The following is a 13,379-nucleotide window of genomic DNA, read 5'->3' as shown; positions in this document are numbered from 1 at the left end:
CTCACGCGAACGCTTCGATCGGCGGGCAACTGCATACCAGGTTGCGGTCGCCGTAGGTGCCGTCGATGCGCCGCACCGCCGGGAACACCTTGGCGCGCGCACCCGCCGACGGCAGGCCGTTGGGGTACACCGCAACCTCGCGCGAGTACGGGTGATCCCACTCGGCGACAAGGCATTCGGCCGTGTGCGGTGCGCCACGCAGCGGACTGTCGTCGACCGGCCAGGTGCCGTCGGCCACCTTGTCGATCTCGGCGCGGATCGCGATCATGGCATCGCAGAACGCGTCGATCTCGTCGAGGTTCTCACTCTCGGTGGGTTCCACCATCAGAGTGCCCGCCACCGGGAAACTCATTGTCGGCGCATGGAATCCGTAGTCGGCGAGCCGTTTGGCGACGTCGTCGACGGTCACCCCCGTCGCCTTGGTGAGTGGTCGCAGATCGAGGATGCACTCGTGCGCCACCCAATTGCCGTCACGAACACCCCCCGTCGCTCCGCTCGCCCCACCACCGGTGTAGAGCACCGGGTAGTGATCGTCGAGTCGGCGGGCGATGTAGTTGGCCGAGGCGATCGCGGTGAGGGTGGCCCGCCGCAGACCTGCCGCACCCATCATCGCGATGTAGGCGTAGGTGATCGGCAGGATGGATGCCGATCCGTAGGGCGCTGCCGAGATCGTCGCGGTACCCGATAGTTCCGCGGCAAGCGGGTGTCCCGGCAGGAACGGCGCCAGATGCGATCGCACCGCCACCGGCCCCACACCCGGCCCGCCGCCGCCGTGCGGGATGCAGAAGGTTTTGTGCAGGTTGAGATGACTCACGTCGCCGCCGAATTGTCCGGGGCGCGCGACGCCCACCAGGGCGTTCAGGTTCGCGCCGTCGACATAGACCTGACCGCCCGCGTCGTGCACGGCGGCGCAGATGTCCTCGATGTCGTGTTCGAAGACCCCGTGCGTGGACGGATAGGTGATCATGATCGCGGCAAGAGAGTCGCGGTGAGTGGCGATCTTGGCCCGCAGATCGTCGACGTCGACGTCGCCGTTCGCGCGGCAGCCGACCACCACCACACGCATTCCGGCCATCACTGCCGACGCCGCGTTGGTGCCGTGCGCGCTCGACGGGATGAGGCACACGTCGCGCGCGGTGTCGCCGCGGCTGAGGTGGTACTGGCGGATGGCGAGCAGCCCGGCGAACTCGCCCTGTGAGCCGGCGTTGGGTTGCAGACTGACCCGGTCGTAGCCGGTGATGGCCGCCAACCATTCCTCCAGCGTCGCGATCAGTTCACGGATGCCCGCGGTGTCCTCGGCGGGTGCGAAGGGGTGCAGTCGGGAGAAACCGGGCCACGTGATGGGCTCCATCTCGGTGGTGGCGTTGAGTTTCATCGTGCACGAACCGAGCGGAATCATGCTGCGGTCCAACGCGATGTCCTTGTCGGAGAGCAGCCGCAGGTACCGCAGCATCGCCGTTTCGGTGCGATAGCGGTGGAATGCCGGATGGGTGAGGTATTCGCCGTTACGATTCTCGATCGGCTGCGCGTACGCACGAGCCCTGACGCCGCGGGCACTGAACGCGTCGAGCACGGCATCGATGTCGGCCTCGGTGGTGGTCTCGTCGCAGGCGATCGACACGGTGTCGGCGTTTACCCGCCGCAGCAGGTAACCGGCACGATGCGCCGTGGCGACGATGGCGTCGGCCTGACCGGGGGCGCGCACCTCGACGGTGTCGAAGAACCGTGAGTAGGACACCCGGAAACCGGCGGCGGTGAGACTGTCGGCGAGTCTCGTGGCGCGCTGGTGGACGCGTCGCGCGATCGCGCGCAGTCCGTCCGGCCCGTGATAGGAGGCGTACATGGCGGCCACCACGGCCAAGAGCACCTGGGCGGTGCAGATGTTGCTGGTGGCCTTCTCGCGCCGAATGTGCTGTTCACGGGTCTGCAATGCGAGCCGGTAGGCGAGGTTGTCGTCGGCATCGCGGGAAACCCCGACCAGACGTCCGGGAAGCTGGCGGGCGTGGCGGCTGTGCACCGACAGGTAGCCGGCGTGCGGTCCGCCGAATCCCATCGGGACACCGAACCGCTGGGTGGTGCCGAAACAGACGTCGGCGCCCTGCTCACCGGGTGGGGTGAGGAGGGTCAGGGCCAGCAGGTCGGCGCCCACCGCGACGAGAGCACCGGCATCATGCGCGGCGTCGATCACCGGCTCGGCGTCGAGAATGCGGCCGGACGCGCCGGGCACCTGCAGGATCACCCCGAAATACTCGCCGTCGGGCAGTCCGCTGCCGGGTAGATCCGGATTCAGTGACGCCTCCACCACCTCGATTCCGAGGGGCTCGGCACGGGTTTCGATGACGGCGCGGGTCTGCGGGAACAGATCCGCGTCGACCACCAGACGCGACGACTTCGACTTGCCTGCCCGACGCATCAAGGTCATCGCCTCGGCCGCCGCGGTGGCCTCGTCGAGCATCGACGCGTTGGCCACCTCCATCGCGGTCAGGTCGGCCACCATCGTCTGGAAGTTCAGCAGCGCCTCGAGGCGGCCCTGACTGATCTCCGGCTGATAGGGGGTGTAGGCGGTGTACCACGCGGGATTCTCCACCACATTGCGCAAGATGACGCCCGGAGTGATGGTGTCGTAGTAGCCGAGCCCGATCATCGACCTGTTGACCGTGTTGCGGGCAGCGAGCCCGGCGAGGCGGATGAGCGCCTCGTTCTCGGTCAGCGGTGCGTCGAGGACCCCGAGACCGTTGTCGTCGACGGGGTCGACGATGACGTTCGGTACCACCTGCATGGCGAGTTCGTCGAGCGAGGACACCCCGATCATCGACAGGATGCGGCCGGTGTCATCCGCGTCGGGTCCCACGTGCCGATCGGCGAAGGACGCGCTGCGCGCAGCGGAGAAGTCATCGGGAAACGTGTTCATGGTCGGGTCAACCTCTCGCGGACGCCGGACAGCTCCGGCGGGTCGGCCCTCCCCCTCTGTCATGCCATCGTGTGGCGCCTGAGAGATTCGGCCGGTGCGGCTGCTGTGGCGCGCCGGCCTTTCACCGTGGGCGGACGACCGGGACGATCGTCACTTTCCAGAGACGCCGTCGACATCACGGTCCGGGTGCCTGAGAGTTTGACGAGGAGGTGTTGCTCCTTCGGCGGCCATTCGAGATGACGCTCTCCCGCGATGCAGCGACGCGCCACCAGCTTACCGGTCGAGCCGATGTCAGCCGGTGCGGCGGGTCCGGTTCTTGCGCCGGGCCGCCAGTTCGTCTGTGCAGCCGTCAGCCGGTGCGGCGGGTCCGGTTCTTGCGCCGGGCCGCCAGCTCATCCTCGGGAGCGGTTTCGGTAACGCCCCCGTCGGCGCGCTCCCCCGGGAAATCGGCGATGGTGCCGGTGAGTTCACGCATCGCGCCGCTCACCGCGATCCCGAACACGCCCTGACCGCCCTGCAGCAGGTCGACGACTTCCTCGGCGGAGGTGCACTCGTAGACGGTGGTGCCGTCGGAGAACAGGGTGATCCGGGCCAGGTCCTCGACTCCGCGCTGGCGCAGGTGGTCGACGGCAACGCGGATGTTCTGCAACGAGATACCCGTGTCGAGAAGACGCTTAACGATCTTGAGGACCAGGATGTCCTTGAAGGAGTAGAGCCGCTGGCTGCCAGAACCGGCTGCGCCTCTGATCGAGGGCACCACCAGCGAGGTGCGCGCCCAGTAGTCGAGCTGACGGTAGGTGATGCCGGCGATCTGGCAGGCGCTCGGCACGCGGTAGCCGACGAGTTCGTCGGGCACCGTGTCGTTGGGGAACAGTCCGGGGGCGATGTCGTCGAGGCTGCCCTGGGTGGCGGTCGCCGTGGTGTTGCCGCCGGCACCCACATCGCCGTTCGTCGCCGTGTCGTCGGTCGACCGATCATCGATCAACCGATCATCGGACACCGCATCGCTGTCGAACGGCTTTTCGCCCACTGCAGACTCCTCGCCATGCTCAGACCGATGCGGATCTCGCTCTACCATACGCCGCGCCGCCCGATCTTCCGTCTCATCGTCGCGGGTGTCCGCGATGTCTGTTCGACCGTAGGGCCACCAATGATCGCCGATCAACACGACGCGCCCCAAACACTCGACCTCATGTAGAGATCGAGATCAATGGTGATCTGTCGGATGCGGATCCGTGACGTGTCGCTGCGCGATCGCGCTCACGCGCCGCCGCTGGCCTTGAAGTCGTCGGGCGAGACGTTGTCGAGGAATTCGCGGAACTTCTCCACCTCGTCCTCTTTCTCGTCCGGACCGTCCTCGCTGTCCTCGTCCGGGATCAACAGTCCGGCCTCGGCGAGCACTTCCTCGTCGGCGATGATCGGCACCTCGGCGCGCATGGCCACTGCGATCGAATCCGACGGCCGTGCCGATACCCGCACATCCCCGGAGAACACCATCTCCGCGTAGAAGGTGCCCTCCTGCATGTCGACGATGCGAACTTCGACGAGGGTTTGACCGAATTCCTCGATCAGGTTCACGATCAGGTCGTGGGTCAGTGGGCGCGGCGGCTCGATACCCTTCTGGCGCAACGCAATCGACGCAGCCTCACTCTGTCCGATCCAAATGGGCAGATACCGCTCGCCGTCCACTTCACGCAGCAACAGGACCGGTTGACTCTGCGGCGGCTCGACCCGAATGCCCACCACACGCATCTCGCTCATCTCGCACCTCCGACCGCCTGGTAGTTGTCCACGACGCTACACCGCGTCAGTCGAGCACGCCGCGTACCGCCTGCTTGACCAGCTGGGTGTGCAGTGTCACCGACAAGGCGGCGATCTCACGGACGAGTTCCTCGGCCCGGTCGCGGGCTCCGGTGCCCTTACCCTTCGCGATCGGGCTCGCGATCTGCGCGACGAGGCCGGCCTCACGTTCGGCCGAAACCTTGAACGCCCGCAGATGCCGGGTCTCGACGCCGTAGTTGGCCAGCGCCGCGGCCGCCTCGACCAGACGGACCGCGTCCTCGTCGAAGAATCCTGCGGGCCCCGGCGTCAGCAGTCCGTTGCGCTGCAGTTCGGTAACGAACGCCGAGTCGACCCCGGTGCGTTCGATCAGCGATTCGCGTGACACACGTCCGCCCCGGGCGGAGAAATCGGTGGCCGGGGCGACGACGCTGCGTGCCGAGGACAACGCCGTGGTGCCACCTCGACCGAATCCGCCGTCGCCGTTGTCGATGGCCTCGAGTTGTTCCTTGATGACCTTCAGCGGCAGGTAACGGTCGCGCTGCGCGGTCAGCACGAACCGCAGCCGCTCACAGTCGGCCTCACTGAAGCGCCGGTACCCCGAGGGCGCGCGTTCGGGCGTGATCAACCCTTCCGATTCGAGGAATCGGATCTTGGAGATCGTCACGTCCGGGAAGTCGTCGCGCAACAGCGCCAGGACCGATCCGATGGACATCGATCCTTCGCCGCGCTGTCCCGCAGTGGAGGCCGGCACTGCGCTCAGGCGCCGGTGCTATCGCGAGGACCGCTCAGGAACACCAGTCGGAACTTGCCGATCTGGACTTCATCGCCATTGGTCAGCGTCGCACTGTCGACGGGCTCGCGGTTGACGTAGGTCCCGTTCAGGCTGCCCACGTCGACCACCTGGAACTCGGTCTCGTTGAGCCGGAACTCCGCGTGCCGGCGGCTCACCGTGACGTCGTCGAGGAAAATGTCGCTGTCGGGATGCCGACCCGCCGAGGTCGTCGGCTGATCGAGCAGGAACCGCGAGCCCGCGTTCGGGCCGCGCTTGACGACAAGCAGCGCGGTACCGGGTGACAGTCGCTCCACCCCGGTATCGGCTGGTTCACCCGAGGACGCTCCCGCATCGAGTTCGTTGATGAACTCCTCACGGAACACCGATGTGGTTTCCACCGGCGCCTCGTAGTCATTGTCGCTATCGCTCACCGCTTCTCCTTCGTCGTCGTCCACTCGTCACCGGCGTCGACACCGAGTCGCACTGCGGGTGCAGGCCCATAAACGGGCACACATCCCAGCTGATTCCGATGAGGTAAACCGTACCGTCTGAGTCGAACACGCCTGCGCCCGACTCGACCGAACACCGATGATCATACGTTCCCGCGTAGCGGGAGGGGTCAGCCTTCGATGACCTCGCGGTAACCGTCGGCATCGAGCATGTCGGCCAGCTGTGCGTCGAGCTCCGCGGCGTCGGACACCGTGATCTCGACCAGCCAGCCGGAGTCGTAGGGTTCCGAGTTCACCAGGTCGGGTGCCGATTCCAATTCGTCGTTGGCATTGGAGATCGTTCCGTTGAGCGGGCCGAAGATGTCGGAGACACTCTTGGTCGATTCCACCTCCGCGAACGATTCCCCCGCCTCGACCTCGGAGTCGATGTCGGGCAACTGGACGAACACCACGTCACCGAGCTGATCCTGTGCGTAGTCGGTGATGCCCACCCGCACCGTGGTCGGCCCGATCTTGCGCACCCATTCGTGCTCGGGGGTGTAGCTGAGTTCGGCCGGCACATTCGTATCGCTCACGTGGATACCCCTTTCTCGTCCCTGGCGACTCTAGGCCATGCCACCGGCGCTCGGCACGGCAGCGCGCGGCATGGTGCGCACAACCATGATCGTCTGCGCCCAGTAGAGGACGAACGACCACAGATAGAGTCCGACGCCCCAGATGAGGAATGCCCATCCGATCGGGTAGCAGATCGTGCCGATCACCGAATCGAGTTGTCCGGCAAGCAGCCACGGGAAGGCGCTCATCAACGCGAACGTCGCCGCCTTACCGATGTAGAGGACCGGCAACGCGAGCAGTCCCCGACTGCGCAGCAACGGGCCGGTGGCGAACAGCAGGACGTCACGCGCGATGATGACGCCGATCAACCACCACGGCACGAATTCGCGGATGCCGAAGGCGATCGGGATGATCACGATGTAGAGACGATCGGCGGCCGGGTCGAGCAGTTCCCCGATTCGCGACGACTGGTCGAGGATGCGTGCGAGCTTGCCGTCGAGCCAGTCGGAGAATCCGGAGAACAGCAGGATTGCGAACGCCCAGCCGTCGGCGTGCAGTCCCAGCAGCAGCCACAGGAACACCGGGATCAGGGCCAGCCGCAGCAGGCTCAGTGCGTTGGGAACCGTCAGGATGCGATCCCCGTTGTCGCCGGCCGGCGCCGGGCTCACCGGAAGATTCCGATGATGCCCTGCAGCGTTTTCGCCCCACCGGAGGCGAAGAGGTTGTCGTGGACCATGTACGTCCATGTGGTGGTCGACCGGTGCAGATGCGCGGACCCGAGGTCGACGCCGTCGTTGGTGATCGTCGCCTCACGGAAGGTCTTGCGCGCGTCCTCGACCGCCTGCGTCGGCAGGTTGGTGAACTCGTCGAGGATGAGGCGGTGGAACTCGTCGAGCGGGCTCTCCTTGCCGATCGCACGCAGGTGGATGCTCGCCCGGACGTCCGAGACGAACGCGAGGTGGTCGGCCCAGGCCCGGTCGAGGTGATAGAGCATGATCTCGCGGGCGGCCTGGACGAGCACGTCACGGTCGACGGGTTCGGTTGGCGCGGGCGCGGTATCGGGCTCGTCGGCGTCGGCAGCTGCCGCGGAGTCGGTGTCTGTTTCCGAATCGGGGTCTGTTTCCGAATCGGGGTCTGTTTCCGAATCGGTGCCTGTTTCCGAATCGGGGTCCACTGCCGAGTCGGTGTCCGCTTGCGAATCGGTGCTGGTCCCGGTCAGCTCGGCGTATCGCGCGCTCTCGAGTTCGGCGAGCTCGTCGAGCGCGGTGTCGGTGGTGAGAACCTGCATCCGGCGGGCCACGACGATGTCGCGCTGCTGATTGACCAGCTTGTTGTAGCGCCAGGTATTGGCGTGCAGTTCGAGCATCACGCCCTCGGCTACACGCTGCGCCTGCTCGATGAGGTCGATGCCCTTCTGACCCATCGACCCGTCCTCCTCCTGCGACACCGGGTCCCGCTTGAACGCGAGATTACGTGTCACCACCGGGTCCTCGAGGCTGCTGAAGAACACCGAGCGGCCGGGGTCGCCCTGTCGTCCCGCGCGGCCGCGGAGCTGGTTGTCCAGCCGCTCGGTGTCGTGGCGGCCGGTGCCCACCACGCAGAGGCCGCCGAGTTCCACCACCTCGTCGCGGGCCTCCTCGTTCTCGTCGGAGCCACCCAGCCTGATGTCGGTGCCTCGCCCGGCCATCTGCGTCGACACGGTGACCGCACCCTTGATGCCCGCCTCGGCGATGATCTTGGCCTCTTCGGCGTCGTTCTTCGCGTTGAGGACCACGCAGGGCACGCCGGCCTTCTCCAGGAAGTAGGCGAGCTCTTCGGATTCGGCGACGTCGTGGGTGCCGATCAGCACCGGCTGTCCGGTCTCGTGCACCTCGGCAACGTAGGAGACCACCGCTTCGACCTTGTTGGCCTTCGTGTCGTACACCCGGTCGGGCAGATCCTCCCGCACGTTCGGGGTATTCGGCGGGATCTGCGACACCCGCAGTCCGTAGAACTGGCGGAACTGCTCGCCGGCGGCCAGTGCCGTACCGGTCATGCCGCACACCGTCGGATACCGGCCGATCAGCGCCTGCACGGTGATCGTGTCGATCACCTCGCCCGAATCCGTTTGCGCGAGACCCTCTTTGATCTCCACGGCGGCCTGCACCCCGTCGGGCCAGCGCTGCAGTTGCGCCACGCGGCCGCGCGACGCGTTGATCAGGTGGACTCCCCCGTCGCGCACGATGTAGTGCACGTCGCGGTCGAGCAGATAGTGCGCGTGCATCGCGATGTTGACGTGGACCAGCGTCGTCCCCACGTGCTCCTCGTCGTAGAGATCGATCCCGCCGAGTTCCTCTTCGACGAAGGCGGCGCCCTCCTCGGTGAGGGTGACGTTGCGTCCCTCTGTGTCGACCTCGTAGTGCTTGTTCTTCATCCGACCGACGACGTCGTGGATCGCAGTGTCGGGTACCTCCGCGTCGGTGGAGCCGGCAAGCACCAGCGGGATGAGCGCCTCGTCCACCAGCACCGAGTCGGCCTCGTCGATGATGGCGACATCCGGGGTCGGCGACACCAGATCGTCTGGCGACTGGGCGAGCTGGTCGCGCAGCACGTCGAAGCCGATCTCGTTCACCGACCCGTAGGTGACATCGGCGGCGTAGGCGCGCGTCCGCTCGGTCCGCGTCGAGTTCTCCGACACGGCGTGCACCGTGATGCCGAAGGCGTCGAACAGCGGTTTCATCCATTCGGCATCGCGGGTGGCGAGGTAGTCGTTCACCGAGATGACGTGTACCTGGTGACCCTCGAGGACGTGACCGACCGCCGCGATCGCACCGGCGAGGGTCTTGCCCTCACCGGTCGCCATCTCGATGACGTCGCCCTCGAGCAACCGCAACGCGCCCTGCAGCTGCACGTCGAACGGCCGCAGCCCGAGGGAACGGTCGGCGGCTTCGCGCACCAGGGCCATGAACTTGGCACGGTCGGCCGGTGAGGCGCCGATGTCGAGCTTCTCGGCCTCCGGCCGGAACTGCGCGTCGTCGAGCTCCGCGGCCCATTCGGTGTGCTCCTCGGCGTCCTTGATCAAGCCCACCGATTTCGACTGATTGCGCGTCGACTGAGCTCCGAGCAACCGCCACATGCTGTTCGTCAGCTTTCCCACGAACGCCTCTCCTGCTTCGTCACCTGTTGCCGCCTCTGCCGACCCGGCGGAATCGACCACCACGGTACGCGGCCGCGATCTGCCCGCCCACGGTGGCGGTGGTGTTCGCCACACCCGCTCGACGCACCGTTCACGGATGTCGCCAAGATCACCGGTGATCGTCATCGCTGCCGCGCGGGCACGGTGCACCCTGCGCTGTTTCCTCGACTAACGTTTGTGACGTGGGCATCAATGTCGAAAGCTCGACGGATCCGCGGCACCAACACGGTTCACGCCCGGTGGTGGTGTGGCCCGTGCGTCGACGACGACCGGGTCGCGGTTTCACCAGATCACTGGTCGGCGCGACGTTGTTCGCCGTCGCCGCGACTGCTTGCGGGTCGAATTCCGCGACCGCGCATCCCTCGAATGATCCGGCCACACTCGTCGGGAAGTCCTTCACCTCGACATCGGTCTCCGGCACACCCATTCCCGGTGGCGGCCCGCTCTCTGTGGCCTTTCCCGAGGCCGGTCGCATCTCGGCCACCGCCGGTTGCAACCGGCACATGGGTCGGCTCACCGTCAGTGGCGACACGATGTCCGCAGGCGATCTGGCATCGACGATGATGGCGTGCCCGCCACCACGCGACGGTGCCGACGCGTGGCTGAGCACCTTCCTGACATCTCCGGTGACCTGGAAGTACGGGGATTCGACACTCACCTTGACCTCTGCTGGGAGCACCGCCGTCCTCACCGAGGATCCCCCCAAGACCTGAGCGTGATCAGCTCGCTCACAATCACATTCACTCGAGACAGGAATTGCATTGACTGACGTCACGCCCACAGTGGTCACCGTCACCGGGGCCGCGGGGAGTATCGGATACGCCTCGGTTTTCCGGATCGCTGCCGGTGACATGCTCGGCCCCGACCAGCCGGTCGCGCTGCGTCTCCTCGAACTGCCGCAGGCGGTGGCGGCTGCCGGCGGGACGGCGATGGAGTTGCAGGACGGAGCCTTTGAGCTGCTCAGCTCTGTCGACATCTACGACGACCCCCGCGCGGCGTTCGACGGGGCCGACTTCGGCCTGCTCATCGGCGCCAAACCCCGCAGCAAAGGTATGGAGCGTGCCGACCTGCTGGCCGCGAACTCCGCGATCTTCGCCGAACAGGGATCGGTGATCAACGAGGTGGCCGCCGACGACATCCGCGTGATCGTGGTGGGCAACCCGGCCAACACCAACGCTGCGGTCGCCGCCGCGCACGCTCCCGACGTCCCCGGCGAACGCTTCACCGCGCTCACCAGACTCGACCACAATCGTGCGATCGCCCAGCTCGCCGCGCACACCGGCACCCCTGTGCGTGACATCCAACGGGTGGCGATCTGGGGTAATCACTCGGCCACCCAGTACCCCGACATCTTCCACGCCCGGGTCGGCGATCGCAGCGGCGCCGAGATCGCCACCGACGAGGACTGGCTGGTCAACGATTTCATCCCCACCGTGGCCAAACGCGGCACGGCGATCATCGAGGCCCGTGGCGCCTCGTCGGCGGCGTCGGCGGCCAACGCGACCATCGATCATGTCCGCGACTGGGTGCTGGGCACGCCCGACGGGGACTGGACGTCGGCGGCACTGCCGTCGCCCGGTGCCTACGGGATACCCGAGGGCATCCTCAGTTCGTTTCCCGTGCGTGCGGTCGACGGGCGCTGGGAGATCGTCGAGGGGCTCGAGATCAACGACTTCTCGCGGGCGCGGATCGATGCATCGGTCGCCGAGTTGCAGTCGGAACTCGATGCGGTGTCCAAACTCGCCGAAGCCTAGGACCAAAGACCCAACAGTGCAGCCTGAGAAGACACCCGGGCTTAAGCTTTGATTCATGGCAAAGAAGTCGAAGAGCAGTAAACCCCCGAAGATCTCGAACAAGGTGTACGAGGCGGAACTGTTCCGACTACAGACAGAACTGGTCAAACTGCAGGAATGGGTGCGCGAGACGCGGTCACGCGTGGTGGTGATCTTCGAGGGACGCGACGCCGCCGGCAAGGGCGGCACGATCAAGCGGATCACCGAGTACCTGAGTCCGCGGATCGCGCGCGTGGCCGCGCTGCCGGCACCGACGGATCGTGAACGCGGACAGTGGTATTACCAGCGTTACGTCGCGCACCTGCCGGCCCCCGGTGAGATCGTGCTCTTCGACCGCTCCTGGTACAACCGTGCCGGAGTGGAGAAGGTGATGGGCTTCTGCACCCCCGAGGAGCACACCCGATTCCTCAGGCAGACACCGATCTTCGAGCAGATGCTGATCGACGACGGCATCCTGCTGCGCAAGTACTGGTTCTCGGTTTCCGACGAGGAACAGTTGCGCCGGTTCCGTTCCCGCATGAGCGACCCGGTGCGCCAGTGGAAGCTCAGCCCGATGGACCTCGAATCGGTGTACCGCTGGGAAGACTATTCGCGGGCCAAGGACGAGATGATGGTGCACACCGACACCGCGATGAGTCCGTGGTACGTCGTGGAGTCCGATATCAAGAAGCACGCCCGGCTCAACATGATCGCGCACCTGCTCTCGACCATCGACTACGCGGAGGTGCCACACCCCGAGGTGTCGCTGCCCAAGAAGCCGGTCGAGAGCGGCAACTATCACCGCCCGCCGCGGTCATTGTCGAAGTACGTACCCGATCACGTCGAGTTGCTGATCGAAAAGGACGACTGAGGCGAGTCTGCGACAACGATCCCTGCTGCGTGCGCGGCAGCGCGATATGCGGTGGCCAGTGAGTCCACCGTCTCGTGCGCGTTGAGCCCGCTGGGATTGGGTACCACCCACACCGCCGCACCACTCCAGTCGAGCGGCTGTGGCCCGGGGGTGAGCGCACGGATGCCGAAAGCCGTGCGATAGGCCGTGATCCCGGCGATCGCGACCACGGTAGGGCCGATCTCACTCACACGTGTGCGCAATCGCTCTGCGCCCGATCGGATTTCGGCGGCCGTCAGCTCGGCGGCTGCGGCCGTCGCCCGCGCCACAACGTTGGTGATGCCGATCCCCCGGGCGATGAGGTGATCCCGGTCGGCGGCGCGCATCCCGGCCGAGGCGTCGATCAGATGGTCGGTGATGCCGGCCCGGTACAGCGCCGGATAGAAGCGGTTGCCGGGACGTGCGAAGTGCGCGCCGGTCGCCGCGCTCCACAGACCGGGGTTGATTCCGACGAACAGCAGCCGACAACCCGGAGCGACGAGATCGGCGATCTCGCGGTCGCGATATCTCAGCAGTTCGGCGCGGGTGAATCGTGCTTTTGCCATCAATTCACCGTAGCGACCGGCTTCACTGTGGCGACCGGGTTGCGCCCGGCCCGCCGAGCGCCTTCGATCAGGAGAATGGGTGAGCACGGCACGTCCGGTGCGGACGGGATACCGCTGATCGTCGTCGATGCGGCCAATGTGGTCGGTTCGGTGCCCGACGGCTGGTGGCGTGACCGTCGCGGTGCCACCCGTCGCCTCCGCGACGCTCTCGTGCCGGTGGCCGCTGCAGGTCTGCCGGACTTCGCCGGCCCGGTGGAGGTCGTCATGGTGGTGGAAGGCGCCGCTCGCGGGGTCCCGTCGCGACCCGAGGTGAGCGTCGTCGAGGCCGATGGTTCCGGTGACGACGCGATCGTCGCCCTGGTCGCCGCCCAAGCGGGCCGGACGGTGACAGTGGTCACCGCCGACCGCGAATTACGTTCGCGCGTCGAGTCTCTCGGTGCGTCGACGGCCGGTCCCAGCGCGGTTCGACGATGACCGGCCGAGGCGAAATCCCAGTCGCTACCATGGA

13 protein-coding genes and 1 riboswitch are annotated in these 13,379 nt (G+C 66.5%); of the genes, 4 read left to right on the top strand and 9 right to left on the bottom strand.

Going from position 1 to position 13,379, the window contains the following annotated elements:
- Position 1: 1 nt before the first annotated feature.
- The 8 genes from gcvP to secA2 form a co-directional block, all read right to left on the bottom strand.
- Entirely contained in the window at positions 2–2,911 is a 2,910-nt protein-coding gene (gene gcvP / locus ACWDSI_RS08090; RefSeq protein WP_449756237.1) for an aminomethyl-transferring glycine dehydrogenase, read from the bottom strand.
- Between the two features lie 168 nt (positions 2,912–3,079).
- Positions 3,080–3,171: riboswitch (glycine riboswitch) on the bottom strand.
- Positions 3,172–3,260: 89 nt separating this feature from the next.
- Positions 3,261–3,893 (bottom strand): MerR family transcriptional regulator, encoded by a 633-nt coding sequence (locus tag ACWDSI_RS08085; protein WP_449756334.1) that lies wholly within the window; start codon positions 3,891–3,893, stop codon positions 3,261–3,263.
- 278 nt (positions 3,894–4,171) lie between these two features.
- Positions 4,172–4,672, bottom strand: a complete 501-nt coding sequence (locus tag ACWDSI_RS08080) for a bifunctional nuclease family protein (protein ID WP_449747894.1) — start codon at positions 4,670–4,672, stop codon at positions 4,172–4,174.
- A 46-nt stretch (positions 4,673–4,718) separates the two neighbouring features.
- Positions 4,719–5,405 (bottom strand): transcriptional regulator FtsR, encoded by a 687-nt coding sequence (gene ftsR / locus ACWDSI_RS08075; protein ID WP_449747895.1) that lies wholly within the window; start codon positions 5,403–5,405, stop codon positions 4,719–4,721.
- 44 nt (positions 5,406–5,449) lie between these two features.
- Positions 5,450–5,896 carry a glycogen accumulation regulator GarA gene (gene garA / locus ACWDSI_RS08070; RefSeq protein WP_449747896.1) on the bottom strand — a complete coding sequence of 149 codons (447 nt, stop codon included), beginning with the start codon at positions 5,894–5,896 and terminating at the stop codon, positions 5,450–5,452.
- A gap of 188 nt (positions 5,897–6,084) precedes the next feature.
- Positions 6,085–6,489: a glycine cleavage system protein GcvH gene (gene gcvH / locus ACWDSI_RS08065; protein WP_449747897.1), complete on the bottom strand. Its 405-nt coding sequence runs from the start codon at positions 6,487–6,489 to the stop codon at positions 6,085–6,087.
- A gap of 30 nt (positions 6,490–6,519) precedes the next feature.
- Positions 6,520–7,137 (bottom strand): CDP-alcohol phosphatidyltransferase family protein, encoded by a 618-nt coding sequence (locus ACWDSI_RS08060; RefSeq protein ID WP_449756236.1) that lies wholly within the window; start codon positions 7,135–7,137, stop codon positions 6,520–6,522.
- Entirely contained in the window at positions 7,134–9,605 is a 2,472-nt protein-coding gene (gene secA2, locus ACWDSI_RS08055) for an accessory Sec system translocase SecA2 (protein ID WP_449756235.1), read from the bottom strand. The genes ACWDSI_RS08060 and secA2 overlap by 4 nt, the downstream gene beginning before the upstream one ends.
- A 293-nt stretch (positions 9,606–9,898) precedes the next feature.
- On the opposite strand from secA2, the gene ACWDSI_RS08050 reads away from it, so the two are divergent.
- Genes ACWDSI_RS08050 through ppk2 form a run of 3 tightly spaced genes read left to right on the top strand, consistent with a single transcriptional unit; the run spans position 9,899 to position 12,287 of the window.
- Positions 9,899–10,357 (top strand): META domain-containing protein, encoded by a 459-nt coding sequence (locus ACWDSI_RS08050; protein WP_449747900.1) that lies wholly within the window; start codon positions 9,899–9,901, stop codon positions 10,355–10,357.
- A 48-nt stretch (positions 10,358–10,405) separates the two neighbouring features.
- The gene (locus ACWDSI_RS08045) at positions 10,406–11,398 is read left to right on the top strand and encodes a malate dehydrogenase (RefSeq protein ID WP_449756234.1); all 993 of its coding nucleotides are present in this window, start codon (positions 10,406–10,408) and stop codon (positions 11,396–11,398) included.
- A 55-nt stretch (positions 11,399–11,453) separates the two neighbouring features.
- Positions 11,454–12,287: a polyphosphate kinase 2 gene (gene ppk2 / locus ACWDSI_RS08040; RefSeq protein ID WP_449756233.1), complete on the top strand. Its 834-nt coding sequence runs from the start codon at positions 11,454–11,456 to the stop codon at positions 12,285–12,287.
- On the opposite strand, the gene ACWDSI_RS08035 is transcribed toward ppk2, so the two are convergent.
- Positions 12,254–12,871 carry a mismatch-specific DNA-glycosylase gene (locus ACWDSI_RS08035; protein ID WP_449756232.1) on the bottom strand — a complete coding sequence of 206 codons (618 nt, stop codon included), beginning with the start codon at positions 12,869–12,871 and terminating at the stop codon, positions 12,254–12,256. The two genes, ppk2 and ACWDSI_RS08035, sit on opposite strands and share 34 nt — an antisense overlap.
- Before the next feature lie 75 nt (positions 12,872–12,946).
- Here ACWDSI_RS08035 and ACWDSI_RS08030 point away from each other — a divergent pair, with 75 nt between their 5' ends.
- Positions 12,947–13,345 carry a hypothetical protein gene (locus tag ACWDSI_RS08030; protein ID WP_449747904.1) on the top strand — a complete coding sequence of 133 codons (399 nt, stop codon included), beginning with the start codon at positions 12,947–12,949 and terminating at the stop codon, positions 13,343–13,345.
- Positions 13,346–13,379: the final 34 nt, after the last annotated feature.

The organism is Gordonia sp. NPDC003429, assembly GCF_053588575.1.
The sequence above is the reverse complement of the archived record's forward strand: the minus strand, read 5'-3'. Positions and strand labels throughout refer to the sequence as shown.

Bases quoted from the DNA above. Each gene is read 5' to 3' on its own strand.
- ACWDSI_RS08080 (WP_449747894.1), bottom strand. From the start codon at position 4,672: ATGAGCGAGATGCGTGTGGTGGGCATTCGGGTCGAGCCGCCGCAGAGT.
- ACWDSI_RS08030 (WP_449747904.1), top strand. From the start codon at position 12,947: ATGGGTGAGCACGGCACGTCCGGTGCGGACGGGATACCGCTGATCGTC.
- ppk2 (WP_449756233.1), top strand. From the start codon at position 11,454: ATGGCAAAGAAGTCGAAGAGCAGTAAACCCCCGAAGATCTCGAACAAG.
- ACWDSI_RS08035 (WP_449756232.1), bottom strand. From the start codon at position 12,871: ATGGCAAAAGCACGATTCACCCGCGCCGAACTGCTGAGATATCGCGAC.
- ftsR (WP_449747895.1), bottom strand. From the start codon at position 5,405: ATGTCCATCGGATCGGTCCTGGCGCTGTTGCGCGACGACTTCCCGGAC.
- gcvP (WP_449756237.1), bottom strand. From the start codon at position 2,911: ATGAACACGTTTCCCGATGACTTCTCCGCTGCGCGCAGCGCGTCCTTC.